At 69.6% G+C, this 26,066-nt stretch carries 24 protein-coding genes; 15 read left to right on the plus strand and 9 right to left on the minus strand.

Annotated elements, in window-relative coordinates:
- The first annotated feature begins 2 nt into the window (after positions 1-2).
- The 3 genes from BM417_RS06845 to BM417_RS06855 are packed head-to-tail and all read left to right on the plus strand — an operon-like array spanning position 3 to position 3,270.
- On the plus strand, positions 3-1,550 hold the full coding sequence (locus BM417_RS06845) for a tryptophan halogenase family protein (RefSeq protein WP_093588920.1): 1,548 nt from the start codon (positions 3-5) through the stop codon (positions 1,548-1,550).
- Positions 1,550-2,791 (plus strand): cation:proton antiporter, encoded by a 1,242-nt coding sequence (locus tag BM417_RS06850; RefSeq protein ID WP_093588921.1) that lies wholly within the window; start codon positions 1,550-1,552, stop codon positions 2,789-2,791. The genes BM417_RS06845 and BM417_RS06850 overlap by 1 nt, the downstream gene beginning before the upstream one ends.
- Positions 2,788-3,270, plus strand: coding sequence for a flavin reductase family protein (locus BM417_RS06855; RefSeq protein ID WP_245821745.1), 483 nt, complete (start codon positions 2,788-2,790; stop codon positions 3,268-3,270). Before BM417_RS06850 ends, BM417_RS06855 begins: the two co-directional genes overlap by 4 nt.
- Positions 3,271-4,035: 765 nt before the next feature.
- Here BM417_RS06855 and BM417_RS06860 read toward each other — a convergent pair.
- Positions 4,036-4,830, minus strand: a complete 795-nt coding sequence (locus BM417_RS06860) for an alpha/beta hydrolase (protein ID WP_093588922.1) — start codon at positions 4,828-4,830, stop codon at positions 4,036-4,038.
- Between the two features lie 192 nt (positions 4,831-5,022).
- Between BM417_RS06860 and BM417_RS06865 the strand changes: the two genes are divergently transcribed.
- Genes BM417_RS06865 through BM417_RS06875 form a run of 3 tightly spaced genes read left to right on the plus strand, consistent with a single transcriptional unit; the run spans position 5,023 to position 9,313 of the window.
- Positions 5,023-6,528, plus strand: coding sequence for a flavin monoamine oxidase family protein (locus BM417_RS06865; protein ID WP_093588923.1), 1,506 nt, complete (start codon positions 5,023-5,025; stop codon positions 6,526-6,528).
- The gene (locus BM417_RS06870) at positions 6,525-8,138 is read left to right on the plus strand and encodes an FAD-dependent monooxygenase (RefSeq protein ID WP_093588924.1); all 1,614 of its coding nucleotides are present in this window, start codon (positions 6,525-6,527) and stop codon (positions 8,136-8,138) included. The genes BM417_RS06865 and BM417_RS06870 overlap by 4 nt, the downstream gene beginning before the upstream one ends.
- Positions 8,135-9,313, plus strand: a complete 1,179-nt coding sequence (locus tag BM417_RS06875; RefSeq protein WP_093588925.1) for a cytochrome P450 — start codon at positions 8,135-8,137, stop codon at positions 9,311-9,313. Before BM417_RS06870 ends, BM417_RS06875 begins: the two co-directional genes overlap by 4 nt.
- 4 nt (positions 9,314-9,317) lie before the next feature.
- On the opposite strand, the gene BM417_RS06880 is transcribed toward BM417_RS06875, so the two are convergent.
- Positions 9,318-12,116 carry an ATP-binding protein gene (locus BM417_RS06880; protein WP_143138541.1) on the minus strand — a complete coding sequence of 933 codons (2,799 nt, stop codon included), beginning with the start codon at positions 12,114-12,116 and terminating at the stop codon, positions 9,318-9,320.
- A 503-nt stretch (positions 12,117-12,619) separates the two neighbouring features.
- Here BM417_RS06880 and BM417_RS06885 point away from each other — a divergent pair.
- From BM417_RS06885 to BM417_RS06915, 7 genes are all read left to right on the plus strand, one after another.
- On the plus strand, positions 12,620-13,201 hold the full coding sequence (locus BM417_RS06885) for a hypothetical protein (RefSeq protein WP_143138542.1): 582 nt from the start codon (positions 12,620-12,622) through the stop codon (positions 13,199-13,201).
- 10 nt (positions 13,202-13,211) lie between these two features.
- Positions 13,212-14,858 carry a hypothetical protein gene (locus BM417_RS06890; protein ID WP_093588928.1) on the plus strand — a complete coding sequence of 549 codons (1,647 nt, stop codon included), beginning with the start codon at positions 13,212-13,214 and terminating at the stop codon, positions 14,856-14,858.
- A gap of 14 nt (positions 14,859-14,872) precedes the next feature.
- Positions 14,873-15,235, plus strand: coding sequence for a hypothetical protein (locus BM417_RS06895; RefSeq protein ID WP_093588929.1), 363 nt, complete (start codon positions 14,873-14,875; stop codon positions 15,233-15,235).
- 18 nt (positions 15,236-15,253) lie between these two features.
- Positions 15,254-15,685, plus strand: a complete 432-nt coding sequence (locus tag BM417_RS06900; RefSeq protein WP_093588930.1) for a hypothetical protein — start codon at positions 15,254-15,256, stop codon at positions 15,683-15,685.
- Positions 15,686-15,746: 61 nt separating this feature from the next.
- Positions 15,747-16,103: a hypothetical protein gene (locus BM417_RS06905; protein ID WP_143138543.1), complete on the plus strand. Its 357-nt coding sequence runs from the start codon at positions 15,747-15,749 to the stop codon at positions 16,101-16,103.
- A complete protein-coding gene (locus tag BM417_RS06910; RefSeq protein WP_093588931.1) occupies positions 16,100-16,987 on the plus strand; it encodes a WXG100 family type VII secretion target in 888 nt (295 codons plus the stop codon). The genes BM417_RS06905 and BM417_RS06910 overlap by 4 nt, the downstream gene beginning before the upstream one ends.
- Positions 16,984-17,427, plus strand: a complete 444-nt coding sequence (locus BM417_RS06915) for a hypothetical protein (RefSeq protein WP_093588932.1) — start codon at positions 16,984-16,986, stop codon at positions 17,425-17,427. Before BM417_RS06910 ends, BM417_RS06915 begins: the two co-directional genes overlap by 4 nt.
- Before the next feature lie 14 nt (positions 17,428-17,441).
- Here the strand turns inward: BM417_RS06915 and BM417_RS06920 are convergent, their stop codons facing one another.
- From BM417_RS06920 to BM417_RS06940, 5 genes are all read right to left on the minus strand, one after another.
- Complete coding sequence (locus BM417_RS06920) at positions 17,442-18,275, minus strand: DUF1963 domain-containing protein (RefSeq protein ID WP_093588933.1); 834 nt, start codon at positions 18,273-18,275, stop codon at positions 17,442-17,444.
- Positions 18,272-18,460 (minus strand): hypothetical protein, encoded by a 189-nt coding sequence (locus tag BM417_RS06925; RefSeq protein ID WP_093588935.1) that lies wholly within the window; start codon positions 18,458-18,460, stop codon positions 18,272-18,274. Before BM417_RS06925 ends, BM417_RS06920 begins: the two co-directional genes overlap by 4 nt.
- Before the next feature lie 129 nt (positions 18,461-18,589).
- A complete protein-coding gene (locus tag BM417_RS06930) occupies positions 18,590-19,186 on the minus strand; it encodes a hypothetical protein (protein ID WP_093588937.1) in 597 nt (198 codons plus the stop codon).
- Positions 19,187-19,346: 160 nt separating this feature from the next.
- A complete protein-coding gene (locus BM417_RS06935) occupies positions 19,347-20,339 on the minus strand; it encodes an ADP-ribosylglycohydrolase family protein (protein WP_218164373.1) in 993 nt (330 codons plus the stop codon).
- Between the two features lie 96 nt (positions 20,340-20,435).
- Entirely contained in the window at positions 20,436-21,581 is a 1,146-nt protein-coding gene (locus tag BM417_RS06940; protein ID WP_093588939.1) for a hypothetical protein, read from the minus strand.
- A gap of 261 nt (positions 21,582-21,842) precedes the next feature.
- Here BM417_RS06940 and BM417_RS06945 point away from each other — a divergent pair, with 261 nt between their 5' ends.
- Entirely contained in the window at positions 21,843-22,955 is a 1,113-nt protein-coding gene (locus BM417_RS06945; RefSeq protein WP_093588941.1) for a DUF3068 domain-containing protein, read from the plus strand.
- On the opposite strand, the gene BM417_RS06950 is transcribed toward BM417_RS06945, so the two are convergent.
- Positions 22,940-23,926: an amidase family protein gene (locus BM417_RS06950; RefSeq protein ID WP_093588943.1), complete on the minus strand. Its 987-nt coding sequence runs from the start codon at positions 23,924-23,926 to the stop codon at positions 22,940-22,942. The genes BM417_RS06945 and BM417_RS06950 overlap by 16 nt on opposite strands.
- A 379-nt stretch (positions 23,927-24,305) precedes the next feature.
- Here BM417_RS06950 and BM417_RS06955 point away from each other — a divergent pair, with 379 nt between their 5' ends.
- Positions 24,306-25,262 (plus strand): DUF3068 domain-containing protein, encoded by a 957-nt coding sequence (locus BM417_RS06955; protein WP_177320323.1) that lies wholly within the window; start codon positions 24,306-24,308, stop codon positions 25,260-25,262.
- Here the strand turns inward: BM417_RS06955 and BM417_RS06960 are convergent.
- Positions 25,246-25,956, minus strand: a complete 711-nt coding sequence (locus BM417_RS06960; protein ID WP_245821746.1) for a class I SAM-dependent methyltransferase — start codon at positions 25,954-25,956, stop codon at positions 25,246-25,248. The genes BM417_RS06955 and BM417_RS06960 overlap by 17 nt on opposite strands.
- Between the last annotated feature and the right edge of the window lie 110 nt (positions 25,957-26,066).

Below are 26,066 nucleotides of genomic sequence, written 5' to 3' on the forward strand. Positions count from 1 at the left end.
CGATGTTGAAGAACGTAGTGGTGGTCGGCGGGGGCACGGCCGGCTGGATGACCGCGTCCTACCTGACGGCCGCGTTCGGCGACCGGATCAACGTCACGCTCGTCGAGTCGGCGCGCGTCGGCGCGATCGGTGTCGGCGAGGCGACGTTCAGCACGGTCCGGCACTTCTTCGAGTACCTCGGCCTCGAGGAGAAGGAGTGGATGCCCGCCTGCAACGCCACCTACAAGCTCGCCATCAGGTTCGAGAACTGGCGCGAGCCGGGGCACCACTTCTACCACCCGTTCGAACGGCAGCGCGTCGTCGACGGCTTCCCGCTGACGGACTGGTGGTTGCGCGACAACAGGTCCGGCCGCTTCGACAAGGACTGCTTCCTGGTCGGCACGCTGTGCGACGACCTGAAGTCGCCGCGGCACAGGGACGGCGAGCTGTTCGAGGGCGGCCTGGGTCAGCGCAGCGCCTACCGGACGACGCTGTCCGAGCAGACCACGCAGTTCCCGTACGCCTACCACTTCGACGCGACGCTAGTGGCGAACTACCTGCGCGACTACGCGGTCGCGCGGGGTGTCACGCACGTCCTGGACGACGTGCTGGACGTGACGCTGGACGACCGCGGCTGGATCAGCCACGTGGTCACCAAGGAGCACGGGAACCTCACCGGCGACCTGTTCATCGACTGCACCGGCTTCCGGAGTCTGTTGCTGGGCAAGGCGCTCGCCGAGCCTTTCGTGTCCTATCAGGACTCACTGCCCAACGACAGCGCGGTGGCGTTGCGGGTGCCGCAGGACATGGAGAACCGGGGCCTGCGCCCGTGCACGACGGCCACCGCGCAGGACGCCGGCTGGATCTGGACGATCCCGCTGTTCGACCGCATCGGCACCGGCTACGTCTACGCCGGTGACTACATCTCGCCCGAGGAGGCCGAACGGACGTTGCGCGCGTTCGTGGGTCCGGCCGCCGAGCACGCCGACGCGAACCACATCAAGATGCGCATCGGCCGCAGCAGCAGGCACTGGGTGAACAACTGCGTCGCGATCGGCCTGTCCAGCGGGTTCGTCGAGCCGCTGGAGTCCACCGGGATCTTCTTCATCCAGCACGCCATCGAGCAGCTGGTGAAGCACTTCCCGGACGCCCGATGGGACGACGGCCTGCGCACGTCGTACAACCGGCTGGTCAACAACGTGATGGACGGCGTGCGCGAGTTCCTCGTCGTGCACTACTACGCCGCCAAGCGCCAGGACAACCAGTACTGGAAGGACACCAAGACCCGTTCGCTGCCCGACGGTCTCGCCGAGCGGCTGGAGCGCTGGCAGACGCGGCTGCCCGACGGTGAGTCGGTCTTCCCGCACTACCACGGGTTCGAGGCCTACTCCTACGTATGCATGCTGCTCGGGCTCGGCGGCCTCGACCTGAAGTCGTCGCCCGCGCTGAACCTGATGGACCCGTCGTCGGCCCAGCACGAGTTCAAGCTCGTAGGGGAACAGGCCGCGGAGCTCGCCCGCACGCTGCCCACCCAGTACGAGTACTTCGCCCAGCTGCACCGAGCGAGGTGATGGCGTTGCTGCAGAACGCACTCCACCTGGTCGCACTCCTGGTCGCGTTCTACGCGGTCGCGGCGCTCGGCCGGCTGCTCGCGCGGGCGCTGCGGATGCCCACGGTGATCGGCGAGATCGCGCTGAGCGTCCTGCTCGGTCCGGTCCTGCTGGCCGCGTTCGGCAAGAGCGTCTTCACCGCGGTGCTGCCCCCGGACATCACCGGTGCGCTGAAGCAGATCGGCGAGGCGGGGCTGGTGCTCTTCCTCGTCGGCGTGGTGCACCACCTAGACCGGGGCTCCGGCGGATGGCGTGGCAGGGCGCTCGGCCGGATCAGCCTCGGTGCCTTCGTGATCCCGCTGCTGACCGGTCTCGCGTTCGCCGCGTGGGCGGTCTGGCTGGCACCTGCCGACGTGCGCGGCACCGCGCCGACACTCGCGTTGGTGATCATGCTCGCGGTCTCCCTGAGCGTCACCGCGGTGCCGGTGCTCGCGCGCATCCTGGAGGAGCGGTCGGATCTCGGCCGCGCCTCCGGCCTGTCGATGATGGCGTCGGTGCTGATCGACACGCCGGCGTGGCTGTTGCTGGCCGTGGCGCTCGGGCTCAGCGCGGGCGGTCTCGGCGGCGTGTGGCTGGCGTTCGCGACCATCGGCGCCGGTGCGCTGATCGCGGTGGCGGGCAACAGGGTGCTCGGGTCGGCTCCCGCCACCGGGTTCGCCGCAGGCCGGCCGCGCACGACGGCGCTCGTCCTCGCCTTGGTGGCGCTGGGTGCGGGAACAGCGGTGCACTCCCTCGGGCTCACGGCCATCTTCGGCGCGTTCGTCGTCGGCGTGATGGTGCCGAAGAACGAGGCGTGGTCGCAGGTCGTCGGCCTGGTCAGCAAAGTGGGCAGGGTGTTCGTACCGGTGTTCTTCGTGGTCGCCGGCGCGACGCTGTCCACCAGCGGGGTGACCGCCTTCCCGTGGGTCGGTGTGGTGCTGGCGATCGTGCTCGGCATCGTCGGCAAGGTCGGCGGCGGCTACGCCGGTGCCCGCTGGGGCGGCGAGGACGAGGTCACGTCCCTGCGGATCGGCGTGCTGGTGAACACGCGCGGCCTCACCGAGATCGTGGTGCTGCAGATCGGGTTCGCCGCCGGCCTGCTCACGCCGGGACTGTTCGTCGCCCTGCTGGTGATGGCGTTGACGACCACCGCGTTGACCGGTCCGGCGCTGGACCTGATCACGAGGAAGGTCGGTGCGGCACGAGAGGAGGTTCCTTTGTGAGCACCCAGTTCCGTTCGCTGATGGCCGCCTACCCGACCGGTGTCGCGGTGGTGACCGCGTTCGACCGGGATCTGAGGCCCTGGGGCATGACCGTGTCGTCGCTGTCGAGCGTGTCGCTGGACCCGCCTACGTTGCTCGTGTGCCTGCGGGACAGCAGTCCCACGCTGGACGCGTTGACGCACAACGGTTCTTTCACCGTGAACCTGCTGCACCACGAGGCCAGGTCGGCCGCGGAACTGTTCTCGTCCGGTGACCCGGACCGGTTCCGGCAGGTGACCTGGGAACACCCGGAGTCCGTCGGCGGCCCGCACCTGGTGGACGACGCTCACGCGGCGGCCGACTGCAAGGTCGACCACATGCACCGCACCGGCACGCACGTGGTCGTGTTCGGTGGCGTTCAGCAGGTTGTGCACCGGTCGGCGGCACAGCCGTTGCTGTATGGGCTGCGCCAGTACGCTTCCTGGCCGCGGATCGCGTGATGCGGTGTGGGAATGGCTCCTCGCCGGCTTGGGTGAGGGGCCATTCGCGTTTCAGGGCGGGGGCGTGTCGCGTTGCATCCGCCGGTTGGATTCGCGCGGGTCGGCTTGGGGGCGTTTGTCGCGTTCCAGCGGGGTTGGTCGCGTTCCGTGCGGGTGGTCGCCTTGCGAGGGTGGTTCCGCGGGTCGGGACGAAGTGCGGGGTTGCGATTGGGGCTTGACCTTGAGCCTCTGGCGGGATGCTTGACGGCCGGAAAAGGCCGGGCTGAAAAGCGCCCGGCCGTGCCCGTGAGGGGAGCATCCCGCCCACTCAAGGTAAAGCCCCAATCGCCATGAGCGGGGTGCACCGCCACCCAGGCGGCACAGGTTCACACGGCTCGCTTCGCATCGCCACACCAGGCCGCGTACGTGGTCGCTTTGCGAGGGCGGGCGCCGGGTGGCACCGCGCGCCGGACCTTCGTAGGTGGTCGCCTTGCGAGGGCGGGCGCCTGGTGGCACCGCGCACCGGACCTTCGTAGGTGGTCGCCTTGCGAGGGCGGGCGCCGGGTGGCACCGCGCACCGGACCTTCGTAGGTGGTCGCCTTGCGAGGGCGGGCGCCGGGTGGCACCGCGCGCCAGACCTTCGTCGGTAGTCGCCTTGCATTGGCGGCCGCCGGGTGACACCGCGCGCCGGACCTTCGTAGGTGGTCGCCTTGCATTGGCGGCCGCCGGGTGACACCGCGCGGGTCGGCCTGCGGTGGCTGGCACCGGTTCCCGCGAGGGCTCCACTCAGTGCGATCCGAGCAGCCACTCCGTCGTCACCCGGATCGCCGGGGCCTGCCAGTGCGCGTCGACGGGCGGGGCGATCTCGACCAGGCGGCTCGGGCAGGTCAGCGCCTCCACCGCGCTGCGCGAGGAGGACGCCGGTACGTCCGTCGGGCCGGCGCCGTGCACGACGAGGGTGGGCGCGGTGATCACCGGCAGCACGCCGCGCGGCTGGAGCCAGAAGACCTCGTTCAGCATCGCGCGGCCGACCACGAAGGTGTCCGAGACGCGCAGGTGTCCGTCGGCGAGCAGTGCGCGACCGGCCTCCGTGCCGAGGAAACCCCCTGACCACGCGGGGTTCGCGTCGGCGAAGTGCTCCTGGTAGTCGATCAGCGGGTTGAACAGCACGACCTTCGCCACCTCGTCGGCCCTGCGGGCGGCGTATCCGGCTGCGACGCCGCCGGTCAGGCCGGTGGCGAGGAGCATCGCCGGGCCGGGGCCCTCGTGGTCGCGCAGGTGGGTCAGCGAGGCGCTGATGACGTTGAGGAGGCCGGACAGGCTCAGTTCCTCCTGCGTGCCCTCGCTGTCGCCGTGTCCCGGCAGGTCGACGCGCAGGCTGGCGACGCCGAGGCCGGCTAGTTCCGCGGCCAGGCGGACGTAGAACCCGCCCTGGTCCCGGTCGGCGCCCTCCCCGTGCAACAGCAGTGCGGTGCAACGGGGTTCACCAGCGGGCAGGACCGCTGTCGCGGCCAGCCGCAGGCCGTCGTGTCCACGCACGGTGGTCGTTCGCTGGACGACTTCAGCGGTGCGCACCGGCATCACAGGCCTCCTCACGAGAGCGAGGCCCCAGTGTCGTGGGTGGACGGACCAGCACACCCCCGTGCCGGTGAGAAACCGTTGTCTCGCGCGGTATGAACTGCTCCAGTGAGCGGGTTGGGCACGCGGAACCGCGTGCGCCGCGGCCGCACTGAGGGATGTGGGGCCGTACGAGGCGGCGGGACGATTCAGCCCATGAGTCCGGTGCACACGAACGTCCTGTCCGGCGGACAACACTGGCCGCAGCGGCCGAAGCGGGTCACGGTGCTTGGCGCGGGGGTCGCCGGGCTGGTCGCGGCGCACGAGCTGGAACGCCTGGGCCACAGCGTCCAGGTGCTCGAGGCACGGCTGGAGGTCGGCGGGCGCGTCCGCACGCACGCGTTCGTCGGCAGGGGGCCGCTCGCCGAGCTCGGCGCCATGCGCATCCCCGCCTCGCACCACCGGACCATGCAGTGGATCGACCTGCTGGGGCTCAGTGATCGGGTCCGGCAGTTCCGCACGCTGTTCTCCGACGACGCCAGCTACCTGGAGACCCATGCCGGGCACCTGCGGGTACGCGAGGCGACTTCGGTGCTGGTCGAGGAGTTCCGCCGCGGCCTGCCGGCCGGCGAGTACCGCGAGGAGTCCGTGCTCGCGGCGACGTGGCTGACCGCGAGCGTCAACGCCGTCGCGCCCGGCGCGTTCCGCACGAACCTGCACAGCGACCTGAACCTGGAGCTGCTGGACCTGCTCGACGGCATCGACGTGCGGCCGTACTTCGTGAGCACCGGCGGCATCGAGCGCCTCGACGTCAACCGGTTCTTCGCCGGCAACCCGAGGTTCGCCGCGCGCAGCCGCCTCGCGCACTTCTTCGACGACATCACCGTCGAGACGTCGTCGGCGCTGTTCCGGCTCGAGGGCGGGATGGACCAGATCACCGTCAGGCTGGCCGAGAGCCTGCGCGGACCGGTGCACCGCGGCCGCCAGGTGGTCGGCCTGCACGTCCGTCCGGACGGCGTGGTCGTGGAGACGAGGCGCGGCCTGGACGTCGTCGCGAGCCACTGCGACTACGTGCTGTGCACCGTGCCGTTCTCGGTCGTGCGGCGGATGAACCTGAGCGGCCTGGACGACGACAAGCTCGCGACCGTGCACGACATGCAGTACTGGCCCGCGACGAAGATCGCGGTGCACTGCAAGGACGCGTTCTGGGAGAGCGACGGCATCAGCGGCGGCGGCTCGTTCACCGGCGGCCTGGTGCGCCAGACCTACTACCCGCCGGTCGAGAGCGATCCCCGGCTCGGCGCGGCGTTGCTCGCCAGCTACACGATCGGCCCGGACGCCGACGCGCTGGCGCGGATCTCGCCGGAGCAGCGGGAACGCGTCGTGCTCGACGAGCTCGGCCGGATCCACCCCGAGTTGAAGAAGCCGGGAATGGTGCTCGACGTGGTGACCCAGGCTTGGGGCGAGGACTTCTCCAGCATGGGGGCCGCGTCGGTGCGGTGGAGCAAGGACGTCGCGACGTCCGAGGAGGAACGGGCGCTGGCGGCCAAACCGCAGGGCACGTTGTTCTTCGCGGGCGAGCACTGCTCGACCTACCCGGCCTGGATCGAGGGCGCGATCGAGTCCGGTCTCGCCGCGGCGCAGGAGATCCACGCCGGCACCACGGTCGAACGCCCGCTCGTGGCGTCCGGCTACCGCCGCATGCGTGGTGGCGCGGCATGAACGCGGCCAGGAACTCAGGGGAGAACGACGTGCTCGACGCCGAAGTGATCATCGTCGGCGGCGGGCCGACCGGCATGGCCACCGCGCTGGAACTGCGTTCGCGAGGCGTGGCCTTCGTCCTGGTCGAGGCCGGCGACGGCACGGTCGGTCACCCCAAGGTGTCCAGCATCGGGCCGCGGTCCATGGAGTTCTTCCGCCGCTGGGGCGTCGCGGACGACATCCGCCACTCGGGCTGGCCCGACGACCACCCGCTGGACTGCGTGTGGACGACCCGCATCGGCGGGCACGAGCTGTTCCGGCTGCCCCGCCACACGATGGGCACCCGCCCGGACTTCCGGCACACTCCGGAACCGGACGCGATCTGCCCGCAGCACTGGCTCGGTCCCCTGCTGCGCAAGGCGTTGGGCGTGCATCCGGACGGGCCGGTGCGGATGAGCACGCGGCTGGAGTCGTTCACGCAGGACGGCACCGGCGTGACCGCGGTGCTCAGCGACGGCACCGAGGTGCGGGCGCGCTACCTGATCGCCTGCGACGGCGCCAGCTCGCCGATCCGCAAGCACCTCGGCATCGCCGCGCCCGCCGTGCACGACACGCTGGTCTTCCGCAACGTCCTGTTCCACGCGCCCGAACTGCGTGAGCGGCTCGGTGACAAGGTCGCGAACTTCTTCTACCTGATGATCTCCTCGGCGTTGCGCTTCCCGGTCCGCGCCCTGGACGGCCGCGGGCTGTACCGGATGACCGTCGGCCTGCAGGGGTCGCCGGAGTCGACGCAGGACGCCGAAACGCTGGTGCGCAAGGCGATCGCGTTCGACACGCCGGTCGAGGTGCTGTCCGACAACGAGTGGCACCTCGTGCACCGGGTCGCCGAGAACTTCCGCTCCGGCCGGGTGTTCCTCGTCGGGGACTCGGCGCACACGCTGTCGCCGTCGGGCGGGTTCGGCATGAACACCGGCATCTGCGGTGCCGCCGACCTCGGCTGGAAGCTCACCGCCGAGCTGCGCGGGTGGGCAGGGCCCGACCTGCTCGACAGCTACACGCTGGAACGTCAGCCCGTCGCGTTCGAGGGGCTGGAGGAGGCGAACCGCAACCTGGAACGGGCGATGCGCCGCGAGGTGCCGCCGTTCCTGAACGACGACACCCCGCAGGGCGCGGCGATGCGGGCGAAGATCAGCGAGGGGTTGCAACGCGGCGGGGTGGCCCGCGAGTTCGACGCGCCGGAGATCCACCTCGGGTTCACCTACGCCGGGTCCGGGCTCGTCATCGACGACCCGACCGCGGAGAACCTCGAGGACCGCAGGCCGAACACCCGGCCGGGATCCCGCGCGCCGCACGCGTGGGTGAAGGACGGCATGTCCACATTGGACCTGTTCGGGGACGGGTTCGTGCTGGCGCACTTCGAGGACTCCGCACGGCTCGCGGCGTTCGCGGAGGCGTTCGACTCACGCGGGATCCCGTTCCGCGCGGAGAGGCTGGACGCGCCGGAGATCGCGACCGCCTACGAGCGGCCGTTCGTCCTGGTGCGGCCGGACGGGCACGTGGCGTGGCGGGGAACGGACCTGCCCGCGGACGCCGGGACGATCGCGGACACCGTGCGCGGAGGTGCGCGATGAAGCCGTTCTCCCTGAAGGACTGGCCGGACGAGGACCTGCACGACCCCTTCCCGGTGTTCGCCCGCTACCTCGCGGCCGGGCCCGTGCACTTCGCGGACGGCACCTGTTACGTGTTCGGTCACGACGCCGCGGTCGAGGTGCTGACCGGCGCCTCGTTCGGCCGCCGGTCGCCGTCGGGCGGGGGCAGCCCGGTGTCGGTGCCCTCGGCGCTGCGCACGCTCGTGGAGAACTGGCTGGTCTTCCTCGACCCACCGCGGCACACCGAGCTGCGATCGGTGCTGAACAAGGAGTTCTCGCCGTCGGTGGTGACGAACCTCCGGCCGCGGATCACCGAGATCGCCCGGGACCTGCTGACCGGCCTGCCCCGGACGTTCGACCTCGTGGAGAGGTTCTCCGCACCCCTGCCGATCCTGGTCATCTCCGAACTGCTCGGCGTGCCGCGCGAGGACTCGGAGTGGTTGCGGGACAGGGCGGTCGACCTTCAGGAGGCGAGCAGCGTCCGGGCGGCGGCGAACCCCGACGCGCACGCCGTCGCCGACCGGGCCGCGCGAGAGCTTCGGGACTACTTCCTCGCGCTGATGCGGACTCTGCGGTTCGAGCCCGGTGACGACCTGGTGTCGTTGATGGTCTCCGCCCAGACTCGCGGCGAACCGTTGTCGTCGGACGAGATCGTCGGCACCTGCGTGCACCTGATGACCGCCGGGCACGAGACGACGACGAACGTGCTGAGCAAGTCGGTCCTGGCGCTGGCGTCCCGGCCGGAGGCGCTCGCGGAACTGCGGCGCGGCGTGACCCCGACCGCCGTCGAGGAGCTCGTGCGGTTCGACCCGCCCGTGCAGGCCGTCGGGCGGTGGGCGCACCAGGACGCCGTCGTCGCGGGCGTGGAGATCCCGGCCGGCACCAGGGTGATGGTGATGCTCGGTGCGGCGAACCGTGACCCTGCCCGGTTCGCCGCACCGGATTCACTGGACCTGAGCCGTGCCGGTGGGCGCAACACCGGCTTCGGTCTCGGCATCCACTACTGCCTCGGCGCCGCGCTGGCCCGTGCCGAGCTGGAGATCGGGCTGGGCCTGCTCCTCGCGGCGTTGGGCGACTACACAGTGGACAGTGTGAAGTTCCCGCACGACATCGTGTTCCACGGGCCGCACAGCGTCGTCGTGACCCGGTCGGGATGACGGGTCACGGCGCGATGCGGGCCAGGTCGACGCGGGACCGGATGTCCAGCTTGCGGTAGATCTGCCGGAGGTGGAACCCGACGGTGTGCGGGGAGACGAACAGCTCGGTGGCCACCTGCCGGTTGGTCAGGCCGGCCGCGACGAGCGCGGCGACCTTCGCCTCGGTGGTGGTGAGGCTCTCCCAGCCCGAGTCGGGACGGGCCTCGTAGTTCCAGTGCCGGCGCCGCACGCCGAGCCGCCGGAGCTTGCGTCGCACCCGTGCCGCGTCCCACGCCGCGCCGAACTCGTCGTAGCGCTCCATCGCGCGGTTGAGCTCCAGCACGGCGCGGTCGCGGTCCTCGTCGCGCAGCAGCGAACCCAGGTCCTCGACCAACGACGCCACCGCCCACACGTCGGCGCCGTAGAGGTCCTCCAGGCCGGCGAGGCCCGCGACGTCGCCTTCGAGCAGCGCCCGGCCGTGCCGTGCGGCCGCGACGAACGCGGAGTGCTCCGGGTTCGCCCCGGCGATCTCCTCGACGGTGACGACGATCAGCTTGGCGTGGTCGGTCTCCCCCGCGCTCAGCGCCGTGCGCACCGCCCAGGACGTCGACGACGGGTCCTCCAGGACCAGCCGCCGGCGTGAGGCCGGGTCCTCGATCACCTCGCGCAGTTCCTCCATCGCCTCCCGCGCGCCACGGCCGGCGGAGGTGAGCAGCGCGGACAGCAGACAGCGCAACAGGAACGGCTGACCGCCGGGCGCGCGACTCTCCAGGCCGCGCAGGTGCCGGGTCGCCGCCGCCAGGTCGCCCCGCCGCAGCGCCGCCATCACCAGCACGGCCCGCAGCTGCGGTTCGTACATCGGCGTGCCGGCCCGTTCGGACGCCTGAAGGCCCGCCGTCGCGTCGGCCTCCGCGGCGGCCAGGTCACCCTTGACCAGGAGGACCTCTGCCCGCAGGGCCAGCGGGAGCGAGCTGAGCACGCTCATGTTCTGCTCGTCGATCGTGCGGCGCACCTGCTCGACCGTCGCCAGGGCGTCGTCGAGCCTGCGCACCCTGGTGAGCATCCAGGCCCGCATCCACAGCGGGTCCGCCTGGCAGACCTCGGCCGGGTCCGGGCGCAGCGCGATGGCCTCGTCGGTGGTGGCCAGCGCCTCGGTCAGCTCACCCTCGCGCCACCGCACCCGCGCGCGGACGGTGAGCGCGGCCGCCCGGACCGCGTCGCTGTGGGCGCCGGGATCGGCGAGCACCTGGTCCGCCACGTCGACGACCTCACGTCGTTCCTCGCCGGAGAAGGTGTTGAGGAGCAACAGATCCGGCCACGACTCGTGGTCCTCCCGCCGGTCGGCGACCACGTCCTTCGCCGCCGCCTCGTCGCCGCGCAGCATCAACGCCGTCGCGAGCCAGTTGCGCAGCGAGGCCGACGACTCCCCCGCGCACCTGCGCAGCTGTTCGGTGGCGAGGTCGACGGCGGCGCCGAGGTCGCCCAGGCGCACCAGCGCGGCGACGGCGGTGGTGGCCAGCACCACCCGGTCGGCGCTGTCCGGGGAGGCGATCTCGAGGCCGCGGGTGGCGAGCGCGGCGGCGGTCTGCGGCGCGGTGGGGAGCAGTCCGAGGACCGCCTCCCGGATGATCCGGATGGCACCTTCGTCGCCCGGTTTCGCGCAGTGCACCAGATGCACGGCGGCGGCCTCGGCACGGCGCTGCTCGACCAGCATCGTTGCCGCCTGCCGGTGCAGCATCGTGCGCAGCAACGCGGGCACGGTGCCGAGCACGACCAGCCAGACCGGTTCGCGGTGGAACGTGAACTCGTCCCCGTCGCTGTCGATCACGCCGGCGCGGATGGCCTCCTGCAGGGGCCCGAGCAGCTGCGACGTCCGCTCGCCCAGCATCTCGGCGAGGTCCTGCGGCGGGAACCTGTCGCCGAGCACAGCCGCGACCTGGAGCACCTCCCGCGACCGCAGCGACAACCGCCCCAGCCGGGAGCGGACCATGCGCACGAACGCCTCCGGCAGCCGCGCGCCGGGTTCGGCCTCCACCGCCGACGGCATACCTGCCGTCACGGCCTCGTGCGCCAGCTCGACGACCCCGCCGGCGAGGGTGAGGCACTGCTCCTGCCGCAGGGCCAGCACGAGGTCCACAACGGACCGCGGTTCACCCCCGACGCTCTCGCACAGCGCGATGACACCCGGATCGGGCGTGGCCTTGAGCACGTCCTCGACCAGGCTGACGACCGCGGCGCCGGACAGCGGCTCCAGCGGGCCGAGTCTCTTCGCCCGGTGCTGCCGGACCAGCGAGTGCAGCAGCTGGCCGTTCGGCGCCTCGGCGTGCGCCGAGTCCAGCGCGAACATCCACAGCACCGGCGCCGCGCCGAGCTTCGCCATCACGACGCCGAACGCGTGCAGCAGAGCCAGCTCCGCCCACTGCACGTCGTCCACGACGACCAGCACCGGCTCATGCCGCAGGTGCCCGGCGAGTTGTGCCTCGCACCGTGCCGCCAGCACGGCGATGCGGTCGTCCTCGCTCCGCCCGTTGCGCGCGGCGACCAGCGCGACGGGCCGGCCGGCACCGGCGCGCGGCGAGACGCCGTCCACGACGGCGAACCCGTGCCGTGCCGCCAGCGCCGCGGCCCGCTCCAGCAACCAGGTCTTCCCGGAACCCGACTCGGACTGGAGCACGACGACGTGCGCCTGGCCGCCCGCGCCGATCGCGGAGATCAGGTCCTCGACCGCGCGCAGTTCGGTCTCACGGCCGTGCGGTGAGGTGACCGCCGCGACGCTGGGCACGAGCGAGGGATCGAAACCCTTTTCCAGATTCCCCTGGGACACGCCAACTCTCCAATGCGTGTTGTCCGGCCGGGCAACGCCGCATGCCATCGTTGTCATCACAACTCACGAAAGCGTCGCCGACCACAAGGTCCTGCCGCGTTGAACACAAATGCGATTTCCGGGACGGATCGGCGCTATCTCAAATGGCGGCCGCTTTCACGCCGGGCAGAATGCGAAACAACCTTTCCCATTGGTCTCCTATGCTATTTTCCATCATGGCGGAGCTGCCAGACCCCTGTCAACGAGACGTAACAAGTCCGTCAATCTTTAGGAATAACCCTAAAAGCAACGGCCACCGGATGGTTGACGATCACGACTAAAACGTGAAAGCCTATTCATCGCCGCACGTGGCCCGGCGAGCCCGCCCACCGGGCCGAAGTGGACACTCGTCCACCTGCCAGGAGATTCCAGCCGGGCGCGGCACATCTCGCGGTTCGCCTCTCGTCACCCATAGGCCGATCGGCCGTCGCCGTGAGACCGGCAGAGGATCTAGGTTTGCCGGTGTGACCGGACCAGGGGAACCTCACTTACGCCGCTCGTTCCCGCCTGGCGTCGCCGTGCTGGTCGGCTTCGTCCTGCTCGTCGGCAACCCGTGGACGTACCAGGAACTCGCCGTCGCGCTGTCGGACCCGGATTCGGCTTTTCGCGTTCTCGACGTGATGCTGACCTATCCGAGATGGCACGTGGACGTCGATCGCGTCGGCCCGTTCCTGTTCTGGTTCGCGAACCTGCGAACGGTGTTGTTCGTGCTGCTGGCCGTCGCGGGGCTGTCAAGGGTGTCGCGGTGGGTCAACGAGGCCGCGGGCGGCGTTGCCCTGTTCGTCGCCACCGTGGGACTGACGACGCTCAGCGCGTCGATCGCCGGGCTGGTCTCCGGGATGGTGGGGGTGGTTCTGCTCGACGCGGGAGCGGCACTTCCCTACTACGTCCCCGACCAGGCCGAGGACTTCTTCCTGAGCCAGCTCGGCACGTCGGCGATGTTCGGCGTCCTGTTCGGGTCGGTGCTCGGCGCCGTCGTGGCCAACCAGCGGCGTAACCCGGCGAACCGTGAACGCCCTGCCCGCGCACCGAAGTCGTTGTGGTGAAGGAGCATCGATGAGCCGGCCGACCGCTTTCTCCCCCGACGACACGACCCGGTACCTGTGCGTCGCGGCCAGGACCGACGAGAGCTTCGCCGAGCGGATGATCAAAGCCCTGGTGACCGGCGACCTGCACGCGGTGGCGCCGTCGGTCGGGTTCTCGCTGCGCCCGGTGCTGCTGCACGCGCTCGCCGGACTCCGGCAACGCCAGGTGCGGGACTGGTGCCTGCTCGCGGCGACGGCGCTGGCCCTCGTTCTCTCTCCACTGTGGACGATCCTGGCGTTGCTGGTGGTCCTTCCCGTCGCCGGAGGCCTCGCCCGGCGCGCCGCGGAGTCCCGCAGGTTGCGCGACGCCGTGTTCGCGCTCATCGCGCTGGCCGTCCTGGTCCTGGTGACCGTGTCGATCGTGTCCGCGCTCGGCACCGCCCCGGCGGCGACGCGCAGCCGCCCGCGACCGGAGCCTCCCGTCGACGACTGGCTGGTCGGCCTGCCCTGGCTCGCCCTGCTGACCGGCCTGGTGATGTACGCGCTGGTGGTGTGGAACGAATGGCGGACCCGCCAGACGTTGCTGAGCGAGCTCACCCGGGCCGAGTTCCGCCCGGACACCGCACCTGAGATGCCCGCCAGCCAGGCGTGGCTGGACGACCGGCTGGAGGCGATCGACGCGGCCGAACGCGGCAACGTGACGGTCTACGACGGTTTCACCCCGTTCATCGGCCACGGCCCGCTCGTGTCGACGTGGTCGTTCGCCCTGCCGTCACTGCGACCTGACGCCGACGCCGGCACCGAGAGCGTGGTGCCGCTCGACGTCGTCGAACTGGTCGCCCACGTGCGGGACCGGCTGGCGGGCGTCGGCGTGGAGCCCGACGAACTGCCAGGACTGTTCCTCACCGAGCGGGCCTTCGTCAGCGGCAACGCCCTCACCATGCATCCGGCTCTCCTGCCCGAGCGCGACCGGGCGCCACGACAGGACCTGCCGGCCGAGGACCTGGCCCGGCTCGCCGCGCGCCCGCACGGCTCGGCGAGGCACTACCTGTGCGCACAGGTCCCGTCGTGGGGCAGCGAGGTCGTCGCCAGCACGTTCCTGCACTTCTCCACCGACGGACGGCTGCTGTACCTGCAGTGCGACCGGACGGTGCTGGGCCCGCTGTGGCAGCAGTACCACGACGTGGACCGGATCAGCCCGGTGCTCACCGCGGGCGCGATCGGACGCATGCTGGCCAGGGCGGCGAGCGGACTGTCCAGTGCGGTCCCGCGCGCTCCTCTTCGCGTGGTGCGCGACGTGACCTTCTACTGGCGCTGGCAACGACACCGCACCGTGGAGCGGGCGATCGCCCTGCAGGACCTCGGCTACAGCTACGGCGCCCGCTTCAGCGTCCGCGAGGAGGCCTCGGACGCCAACTACCACAACTACTTCCAGAAGACCGACGCCGCGAAGCACCTCAAGCTGATCGAACGACACGTGCTGGCCGCGCTGCTGGACTTCCTCGACGAACGCGGCGTGGACACCACCGAGTTCCGCAACCGCCAGATGACGATCCTCAACCAGGGCATCATCCAGACCGGCGGCATCAGCAACGTCGGCAACCAGGCGGTCGGCAGCGAGGCCACCGCGACCACGAATCTCCCCACACCCGAACCCGCCGCCGGAAAAGCGACGTGACAGAAGGAAGAAGCATGCCCGAGAGCTCACCGAACTACGGCATCCAGCAGTCCGGCGGGGTGAGCAACGTCGGCAACCAGGCGGTCGGTGAGAACGCCCGCGCGATCAGCCACGGCCAGCACTTCACCGCCGCACCGGCGACCAACGAGCTCGTGACCGAGCTGATGACGTTGCTGCAACGCCACCGCGAGGAGCTCCCCGACGCGGTGGACGAGGTCGCCGAGGAACTCCAGGACGAACTGGACTCCCCCGAACCCGATCGAGGCGTGATCGCGCGGACCCTCGAGCGGCTCAACAACATGGTGAGGCCCGTCGCACCGCTGGTCGAGACCGTCGGCGAGCTGACCAAGGCGGTGGATTCGGCGTTCGGCTCGTGAGTGCGCCCTGTTAGTGGTGTGGAGCGGCCGCCGTTGCGCGGCACCACGGCCCCGCCGGCCGGACTGCACGACGTGGACTGGGCGTCCGTCGACGACGCGTACGGCACTGCCGACGAGGCGCCGTTGTTCATCGTCGTCGCTCACGAGCGACGACGGCGACCGGAACTTCGGTGTGCACGGCCTGTATCGGTCACCACGCACCAGGGTTCGGTCTACCCGGCGTCCGAGTGGCTGCCGAGAGTGTCCGAAGTGGACGGTTATGACCTGGCGTTCAAGGTCCCCGGTCACCGCATCGGAACGGCCCTGGCGCGGTCAGGCGAGCCCCCGGCACGCTTCCACCCCATGATCAAGCCGCACCACCGCTCCCCGGAGTACTCCACGGTGCCGTTGCCGCTGCTTCGTGAACTGGCGGAATTACTACCGGCGCACGCGCGGTCACTCATGACGTGATTCGGGGTTTTTTCGGTAAATGCGACGGAAACGCGGATTGACGTCAGGCATCATGACCGCCATGGCAGAGAAGTTCCACGTCGTGCCGGATGAGCTGCGCGGCTACAGCGGACTGCTCGAGCGTCAGGCCGAGCACTTCCTGACGATCCGGGAGCACGCGATCGTCAAGGGTGGGGACACGTCCGGGTTCACCGGGCTGCTGTCGCTGCTGGACCCCGTCGTGACCGGGGTCGCGCAGCTCTACGGCGAGACCCTCGAGGCCGCCAACAAGAAGATGAGCCAGGACGCCGAGTCGTTGGCCAAGTCGGCCCACGTCTACGAGAAGGCGGACGAGGTCGGGGTCTGCCTGATCGACACCGCGGGCGGCAAGATGGAGCCCCCGTCCTGGCTGGGCCGGTTTCTGGGGGTCGGCGAATGACGGGCGCGGTCTGCAACGGCTACCAGGACATCGAGGACCCGAACGTCGCGCTGCGCGCCGCACCCGACGACCGGCCCGGCCGGCAGACCGTCAAGGAGCTGATCGAGGCCGCCGGGTGGAAGATCCAGGGCGTCAACTGGATCTACCAGCAGGTGACCGGCGACGACCTGGTGCGCGACCTGGTCATGCCGCTGGCGGGCGACTTCGAGAAGATCGACGCGAACGCCGCCGCGTGGGACCGGATCGCCAAGGCGCTGGACAACGTGCGGCACAACGTCAACAACGGCATCGGGGAACTCGCGCCGAGCTGGGACGGCGGTGCCGCGCAGAGCTTCGAGAACCGCATGCGTCGCACGTGGACCACGGCGATCGAGTGGGACTCGCAGGTCGCGAAGTTCATCGGCGACCGGTTCAAGAACATGGCGAGCTCCTGCCGGTCGGCCGCGAAACTCGCGCTGACCCTGCTCGACAAGATCTGCGACAAGCTGATGAAGGCCGCGATGACGGCGTGGATCCCGCTCGTCGGCTGGGGTCGTGCCGTGTGGATGGTCTACGACGTGGTCAACATCGTCGACCAGGTGCGCAAGCTCATCCAGTCCATGCAGACGCTCATCGAAGGCGTCAAGGGCATGATCAACGGCATCAAGCTGTGGGGCACCGCGCTCGCCAAGATCCCTGACGTGCGGGACGTCAACGACTTCTTCGACGTGGTCGACACGTGGCAGGACGGCACGGAGAAGTTCGGCGACGGCACGGCCGCCGTGGGCAGTGGCGCGTGGGGCATGGCCAAGGGCGGGTACAAGGCGCACGACAAGTACAAGGACGCGCAGAAGGCAAAGCACTGGGCGGAGAACGGTTCCTCGAGCTCGGGCGGTGCGGAATGACGTTCCCGTACGACAGCGCACGCCAGCAGTTGCAGGCGTGGCAAACAGATCTCGACGCCAAGGGCGCGCAGTTGGAGAAGGTCGCTCTGGAAGCGTCCAGGGTGCAGACCCGCGGCGCCGACCTGTCCCCCGCGGACATCGCCGCGATCGAGAAGTTCGCACGGTCGAAGGACGCGCCGAACGCGCTGAAGGACCTGCAGCACAAGGTCGACTCGGGCGCGATGTCCTGGCGGGACATCGCGTCCGGCAAGGCCGTCAACGATCCCGACGTGCAGCGTGCGATGCAGACCAGCATGCCGTCGCTGAAGCGGGCGTACACGGCGATCAGGGAGGGCCAGAACCTCGACGACATCGTCGAGGCGGGCCAGCAGCGCCCCAGGCGGTCGCGCGACGACTTCGACGACGACCCGCCGAGCGACTTCACCGAGGACGCCTTCTAGCCCAGAAGTCGATCTCAGGGGTTCCAGTCCACGAGGACCTGGGTGCGGTCGAAGCGTTGTGCGATCAGGTCTTCGCGCTGGATCACCCAGAAGATGGCAGCGCCCCCGCCGGACCGGTAGACGTTGAACTCCAGCAGCAGAACCCAGTCGCCGGCATCGGACGACGGCGTGCCGCCGCCGGGCCATCGCTGCGCTTTCGCTTCGGCGGCAGCGCAAAGAACGGCGATCTCGGTCGCGTCACTCCCGTTGCAGTCCGTGCCGTATCCACCCAGCACCAGGGCAGCCCCACCCCACTGGTCCGCCCACACCTCGGCCAGCGCCTCGGCGTGAGGATGTCCTGGCATCGGCACGAGATAGACCGGTGGCGGCGCGCCGACCGTGCCCACGAACGGCAGCGACACGTCGATCGTCAGGTGGATGTCGCCCTGCGGGAACTCGTCGTGGTTCTCCGCGAAGTCCTCACTGCAGGCCGGATAGGACTCAGGATCCAGCTCCCGCTCCACGACGGCCGCGCCTTCCGGCACGTACACGACCTCACCCATGCCGTGCTCTTCCGGATAACCGAAGAACAGCAGCCTGCCGTCGGACGGCAACGGAAGATCCGTCGCTTCCCGTGGAAGGGCGGCGCAGTCGAAGGTCGCGACGAGGGGGTACTGCTGCGTCTCGACGTCGGCGGGAAGCATGATGGGACCGCCGAACCGGCCCACGACGGGCCCGTCCCCGTCGAGCGTCAGGAGCGCGGACGGGCGGACGAGCTCCATCCACCGCTCCACATCGGGTTCCGGGATGCCGCGCACGAGCGCCTCGGTGCGGATCTGGTCGAGGATCTTGACGTTCCTGGGATTCACGGCGGCACCGTAGCGCGGGGTACCGACAGTTTTCTGATCTCAGTCTCGCCGGAGGCGGCGATTCCGCCGGCACGACGCACCGCGATCGTCCGCGTCAACCGGGCGCCCGCGAGTTCGTCACGGCTGCGCGAGTTGCGGCCGGACAACTGGTCGTCGATCTCCTTGAGCCCGCCTTCGAGCAACACCAATCGTCCTGACGCAGGCGGACCGGCGCGGGTTGTGGGGATCCGCGAGGCTGGAGCGGAAAATGTGCTCCCCGAACAGGGGTCCGGTCGCGGACAACGTTCCTCAGGCCTCCTGAAGCGGGATTGCTGTCAGATCCCGTAGCTGAAGTGGAGCAGGCCGACGAGTTCATCCTCGTCCACCAGCTCGATGCACGAGATGCCCGAGCCGCCGTCGTACGACGGGAACAGCAACACGTTGAGCCCGGAGTCCGGATCGACGACCTCGTTGGGCCAAGGCCCTCTCCGGTGAACGCTCTCGGCCGACAGCACCGCGTCCTTGAGCCGGGCGAAGGTCTCCCCCGTGACGAACTCGTTGGCCTTGGCACTGGCAAGCCAGGTGTAGTTCTCGACGGTCATGAGGCCCGCCTGGTCGTGCCGCCACGTGGCCGCGGCGAGCTTCTCGGGTCCGGCCAGTGCGATGAACACCACGCGCACGTCGTACCGCGTCCGCCCGTCGTCCGCGCTGTAGCCGTCCGTCCCGATGAAGACGGGATAGGTCCCCGGCGGAACCTCGTGGGCTGCCTCGCCGAAGGGCGCGTCGTCCGGCGTGGACCAGACGATCTCCCCGTCTGCCACCAGGTCGCCCGCGCGCTCGATCCATTGTGGCAGGGCGCCGCACGGTGAGTTGAGATCCGCCCAAGCCCAGTTCCGCCGGATGAGCTCTGGTACGAAAACGTCTAGGTCCATGAGGAAATCCTGGCACGGCAGCGAATCCCGACATCAGGGTGCCGTGTGCGGACGGTCGTGAAATGCTTCTGGTACCTCAAAGAACTTTGGCGCGCCATGTCGACACGGAACACGTGGCGCCATTGGCTCCACAGTCGACAAGGAACCTAGCGTCGTCCGCTCACGCCGGCGGTCCGGAAGTCAAGGCGGCCAACTGGTCCGCGTACTCGATGCGTGCGACCCAGTCCGCCGGCCAAGCGGCCAGACCGTGTGCGGCGCCTGCGAACGCTCCGGCGAGCGCGGCGATCGAGTCGGAGTCGCCGCTGGTCCGTGCGGCCCGTACCAGGCAACGCACCGGGTCGTCGGCGTGGCGGACCGCGCTGTACAGACCGGTCGCCAGCGCCTCCTCGGCGATCCAGCCCTCGCCGGTCGCGAGGCACGCGTCCAGGCCGTCGTCAGGCTGAGCGAGGGCGGCCACCAGTCGATCGAGGACCACCGCGCACTCGTCCCAGCCGCGGGCGATGTAGTCGGCGGGCGTGGTCGCGCCCGGCATCTGCCACAGGGATCCGAGCCACTCCTCCAGGTAGATCGAACGCCGTTCCGCGCAGCGGGCCAGCAGCGCGGCGGGCAGGTCGGGCAGTTCGGCGCCGTCGACCAGCAATCGCGTCGCGTAGGCGGTGAGTTCGGACGCGGCCAGCGCCGTGGGATGGCCGTGGGTCATCGCGGCCTGGAGTTGGGACACCCCGGCGAGCAGATCGAGGTCGAGTCCGGGCACCAGGCCCACCGGCGTCACGCGCATGTTCGCGCCGCATCCCTTGGAACCCGCGATGGTCGCCTCCACCCACGGCGTGCCCTCCGCCAGTCCGCCGCACGCGCGCAGACACGTCATCCCCGGCGCGCGATCGTTCTCCGGGCTGTGCGCCCAAGCGACGAACCGCTCCCGCAAGCGCGGCTCAAGCTCATCGGCGGTGTACCGGTCGACGCCGTGCAGCGCCCACGCGACGGCAAGCGCCATCTGCGTGTCATCGGTGACCAACGCGGGATCGCCCACCAGATCATCCGGCCCGGCGGGACCGAACTCCTGATCGATGTCCGCGATGCTCAGAAACTCCGTCGGCCGACCGAGCGCGTCCCCGAAAGCCAGCCCGTACAACGATCCCGCGATTCGCTCCACGGTCCCGACCCTACTGTCGCCGGCCGCGCAAAGCCCCTCGGTTTCCACCGACGGGCGACCCGCCTCCGCGCGGGGTGCGCGGAGGCGGATCCTGACTCACCGCGTCGCGTAGTCGGCGATCACCGCCTGAAGCAGGAGCGGATTCGTGCCTGGCAGGTCCGCGTAGCCGACCGCGATCATCCTGTTCGTGCCGGGAACGGCGGCGATGGAGTTGTAGGCCGCGCTCCAGGCGCCTGCCGGAACCGGTGCCGGCGTGGCGGTCCAGCCGCCGGTGCCGTGCGTGTTGAAGGTCGCCTGCGGGTAGCCCCCGATGACCCACGGGGCGCCGTTCGCGCCTACCGCGAGGCCGGGAGTGCGCTGGGTGTTCAGGCCGCCGACGACCTGCCAGGTGGTGCCGTCTCCTCGCACGACCACGTTGCCGCCGCCCGTGTCGCTGTCGCCGGCCGCCCAGATGTCCTTCGAGGACAGGCCGTCCAGCGACTGGAGGCTGACCTGTTGCTGGTTCAGTCCGATCTCGACGACCCGCCACGCCGTGCCGTCCCAGTGGAACAGCAGTGGGCCCATGTAGCCGTTCCACATGCCGTTGCCCGCCGCCCACACGTCGTCGGGCGCGAAGGCCTTGACGGCGTTGATCTGGCAGAAGTTGACGAAGCCGCCGCCGTTCACGCACTCGGTGGGAGGCTGGTGTTCCCGCCAGGACCCGGCGGCCCACTCGTGGAAGACCGGTGTGTTGCCGCGGTAGCCCACCAGCCAGGCATGTCCGTCCACAACGGACAGATCGCGGATCGTCAGCGTGCTCGGCGTCGCACCTGGCGGGTACGGCACCTCGGTCCACGTCCTGCCGTCGTAGCGCCACACCAGACTGACGTTGTCGGTGATGTCGCTCGCCCTCAGGGAACCCTTCACCCAGACGTCCTTCGCGGACGACGCCGCCACGCGCTCGAACGACACCCGCCCCCGCACGACCGGGAGTGACGTGCGGGACCACCTGATCCCGTTCCACCGCAGCATCATCGGATCACCGGTCGTGTACTGCTGGTCCGGGTGGTAGCCCTCGAGGCCGACCGCCCAGGCGTTCCTGGTGTCCACGGCTGCCACGTCCCAGAGGTTGCTCGTGGCCTTGTTCTGCGGAATCGGCACCAGGCGCCACGTCGGCACCGATCCAGAAGCCGCGGCCGGACCGGCGACTCCGGCCAGGACCGCGATCGAGAAGGCCACGGCCGACCATCTGCGCACGCTCATACGTCCCCCAAGCTCTTCGACCTGAACAGGACTGTTGCGGCGCCGATCCTCCACGACGATCGGCGGCGCACCAGATCCCCGCGTCACCTTGACGAAGTTGAAGGGTGATCGTGACTCAGCCGTCGTGACCAGGTAACCCGAATGGGATTCAGGTATGCCCTTGTGATCTAGCTCACCGGCGAGGTAGAACTGAACGTACGGTTACCGGAAATCGCAGCTCACGCACCACCTCCCCTGCCAACCGAATACCTGTGAGGACCCGTGCGAACCGCAGTCGTCGTCGCCCTGCTCGGACTCGGTGCCTTCGCTCTCGCCACCGGACTCGTGCTGCAACTGCACGCCTATCCCCTGCTGGCCAAGTTGCAGCACAACATCGACACGGTCTCGGTCTCCGAAGGCGAAGGAGTCACCGCCGTCGTCTACCCGCCCGACGGAGCGCCGGAGATCCGTCACAACCTCCGACTCACGGCTACGACGCACGTCGAGGGTGATCTGGCTGCCCCCGAGATCAAGGAGAACGGCGACGTCACCGTGTGGAAGCGGGCGACGATCGTCAAGGAGGACGCCGGCAAGCTCGTGCTCAGCGCCGAGGTGCGCAAGATCTGCCTCGACCGCCGCACCGGTGAGGCCGTCGCACCCTGTCACGGGGAGTTCTACGAGACCGAACAGGGCAAGCCGATCACCGCCGAGGGCCGGCAACTCCTCCAGCCCGGCCTCAACTTCGTGTTCCCGTTCGACACCGAGCAACGCGACTACCGTTGGTACGACACGGTTCTCAAGCGCCCGGTCGACATCCACTTCGCTGGAGAGCAGCTGCTGCAAGGACTTGACGTGTACCGGTTCGTGCACACGGTACCGCAGACGGCACTGGACCGGTTCGAGGTACCGGGTTCCCTGGTCGGCAGCGCGGAGCCGTCCGTGGACGTCACCCAGTACTACGGCGTCACCCGCACGTTGCTGGTCGAGCCCACCACCGGCGCGGTGCTCTCGGTCCGCGAGGACATCAGGCAGGAGCTGCGCACCGACACGCAGAGCGAAGGCGCCGGAACCCCTGTGTTCGCAGGGGAACTGCGGCTGACCAACGCCTCGGTGACCGCGAACGTGGACCAGGTCAGGAAGAACCTGCCGAAGCTGTTCGTGATCACCGCTCTGCCCGTGGTCCTGTGGGTCTGCGGGGCCGTGCTGCTCGCGATCGGGCTGGTGCTGCTGCTCCTGCACCGGCGCGGTCTCGTCGCCGGGTCACTGGCCCTGGTGATCGGTGCGTGCCTGGCAGGCGCGATCACCTACGGCGTCACCAACGCCAGCGACCCGGACGACGAGCTCGACCTCAAGAACGTGGTGTCGTCCTCGAACGTCGACTACGGCCTCCGGTGAACCTCGTGTTCCTCCTCGATGATCCGGGCGACGCCGAGCAGCGCGCCCTCCGCGTTCGGCACCGCGATCAGGGTCACCGGCAACGGGTTCCCGGCGGCGTCCGAGCCCGCACGCACGGACACGGCCGGATACCCGCTGACCCGCCAGAGCGGGGAGAACGGGGACGTGACGCCGTTGCGCACCAGCACCCCGCCGGGCAACGACATCGTCTCGGCCGGACCGGTGTGACCGGGCGTCACGAGCACGTCGACACCCGTGAACATGTGGTTCAGCATCACCCGCTCCGCCGCCCTCATCGACCGGCAGATGCCGCGGAACGGCCAAGGCACGAACCGGTCGAGCAGTTCGAGCTCACGGGGCCCGGCGGCCAGGTGCGGCGCCAGCAGGAGCCGGGACTCGCTGGCGAGGTGCGGGTCGTGGTCCACGACCTCGTTGACGTGCAACGACAACAGCGCGGCGACGTCTTCCACGGCTCGGCGCATGGGCGCGCGCGTGCGCGTGGTCACCGAGAGACCTCGCAACGACACACCGATCCTCAGTGGACGGTTCGCGGCCTCGACCTCCCAGCCGATCGCACGCACGACGTGCGCCACGTCGGCCACGGTTCTCGCCAGCACACCGGCTCCGCCGGAGGTCTCGAAGCCGACCACGCCGACGCCACCCGCCGGTACCTGGCCGGCACCGGGGGCGCGGCGCGCCAGTGCGGCGGACACCACGCCGGTGGCGACGGCGACCACCGTGCCCGACACCGTCGGATCCAGTGCCGTGGCGGGGATGCCCGGCGTCGGGTTGCGATACCGCTCGGCCGCCGACGTCCGGCCGATCACGACGGCTCCCGCCGCGGCCAGCACGTCGAACGCCGATCGTGGCAGGGAGTCCTCGACCGCGACGGGCAGGCCAAGCAGGCTTCCGCGCTCACCGCGCGCCAGCCGCCGATCGGCCTCCTCGGCACTGCGCCGGGCGGCCGCCAAATCGACATCCGTGAAAACGTGTCGCCAGGAGCTGAACCGATTCTCCGTCGTCGCAAGGAGCTCTGCTGCGGTCGTCGCACCGCGGGCGAGCAGCCGGGCCTGCTCAACTGCTCCGGGATAGCACACAGGGGTTTCTTCCACGTGTCTCTTCCTCCGGCATCGTCGCCGATGAGTAAGGAGCTGGTTCGTTCAGCCGCTACCCGTTGGCCAGCAGGGGTTCCGCCGAACGGCTCTGCGGTTCGGCGGCCGAGTAGCTTCTTTCTGCACGCGGACCGATCAAGATGACTTGGGTCACCCCGGTCGGGGGGTTGCGCAGAGGTTACTGTCCGGTAGTTTCCACGCCACTGTGACGTCCCTCTCACACCTAAAAGGAGGACGAGTGCGACGTGTTGCGAGCCTCGTGTTGGTAGGACTGGGCATCTTCTCGCTGGCGCTCGGAGCAGTCCTGCGCTTCTACGTGTACCCCGAGCTCGCTGTCGTGCCGCTCGACCAGAAGACGGAGTCCGTCGCGGAAGGCGCAGCGAAGGTCTTCTACCCCAAGGAACTCGTCGTCAAGGACGCCCAGCTGACGGCCACCCGCAAGGTCGAGAGCAACCTGACCCTGCCGGAGGCCCAGGTCGAAGGCGACGTGATGGTGTGGGACCAGGGTCTGGTCGTCACCGACTCCCAGAACCAGCTCGTCTCCGCGATGAAGCACCGCGTGTGCCTCGACCGGCGGACGAACATGGCTCTCGAGAAGTGCACCCAGCAGTACGTGACCGACACCGAGGGCGACCCCACCGCGGCAGACAAGGCAGTGCACCAGGAGGGCCTGAACTACAAGTTCCCGTTCGACACGCAGCCGCAGGACTACGAGTACTTCGACACCACCCTGCGCAAGGCGTCGACCGCCCGATACGAGGGCACGGAGCAACTCAGCGGGCTCGAGGTCTACAAGTTCGTCCAGAAGATCCCGTCGACCAAGTTCCGCGACCAGGAGGTGCCCGGCCAGCTGGTGAACAGCACCGAGGCCTCGGTCAAGGCGGAACGCCGCTACCAGAACACCCGCACCATGTGGGTGGAGCCGACGAGCGGAATCATCATCAAGGGTTCCGAACAGCAGCGGCAGGTACTCGCCGGACCTGATGGAAAAGAAGGAACGGTGTTGCTCGACGCCACCCTGACCTTCAACGAGAAAACGGTCAAAGAATCGGTCGAGCGCGCCACCGAGGCTCGCGACAAATTGACTTTGATCAGCAGCACCGGACCGGTCGTCCTGCTTTCCGTCGGACTGGTGCTGCTGCTGGCCGGAATTGCGCTCGGCATGGTCGGACGACGGGCTAGGCACGTCGCCTGAGCACGATCACGAAGTTCCACGAGGCGATCTCCCGGACCCCCGGCACGCGGGTGATCCACTTCGCCCACCACGGGTGGTACCGGGGGAACGTCTCGACCACGTCGGCGACGGTCTGGCGGTGAGCCCACCGCCGGACCGCCCCGACGCTCACCGGGAACAGGGAAGTACCGAACGCGTTCTTCGGCGGCTTGCCGTTGCGGCGCTCGTAACGACGCCGTGCGTAGTGGCCGCCGAGGAAGTGCCACGGCGCGGTCTCGTGGCCGCCCCAAGGTGAGTACCACGGCGTGTACGACATGAAGACGGTGCCTCCTGGCCTGGTCACACGCACCATCTCGGCCAGCATCAGCCACGGGTCGTCGACGTGCTCCAGGACGTTGGAGGAGTAGCAGACGTCCACCGAACCGTCGCGGAACGGCAGCGCCGTCCCGCTCGCGCGGATCATGCCGGGGTCGGGCTCACCGCGGGCGGACAGCTCGCCGACGTCCGGGTCCAGACCCACGTACCGGGCGCCGGCGCCGCGGAACGCCTCGGCGAAGTAGCCGGGACCGCCGCCGACGTCGAGGACGACGGAGCCGCTCAGCGACACGTACGACGACACCTGGGCGACCGAGTCGACGGCCAGGACGCGGTAGAAGTGGTCGGGGTCGGACTGCTCTTTCAGAAATGCACGAAAAAGCCGAACAGAGCGCGTCAACGTCGGCCTGTGCGAACTTTCCCGGGCCGAAACTGAACCGATCTCGACCATTGCCATCTCCCGCATTCCGTCTACCATGGCTACTTGACAGTAACCTAGCATCGGGAGAG

Source organism: Lentzea waywayandensis, from assembly GCF_900115955.1.
GTDB classification, from domain to species: domain Bacteria; phylum Actinomycetota; class Actinomycetes; order Mycobacteriales; family Pseudonocardiaceae; genus Lentzea; species Lentzea waywayandensis.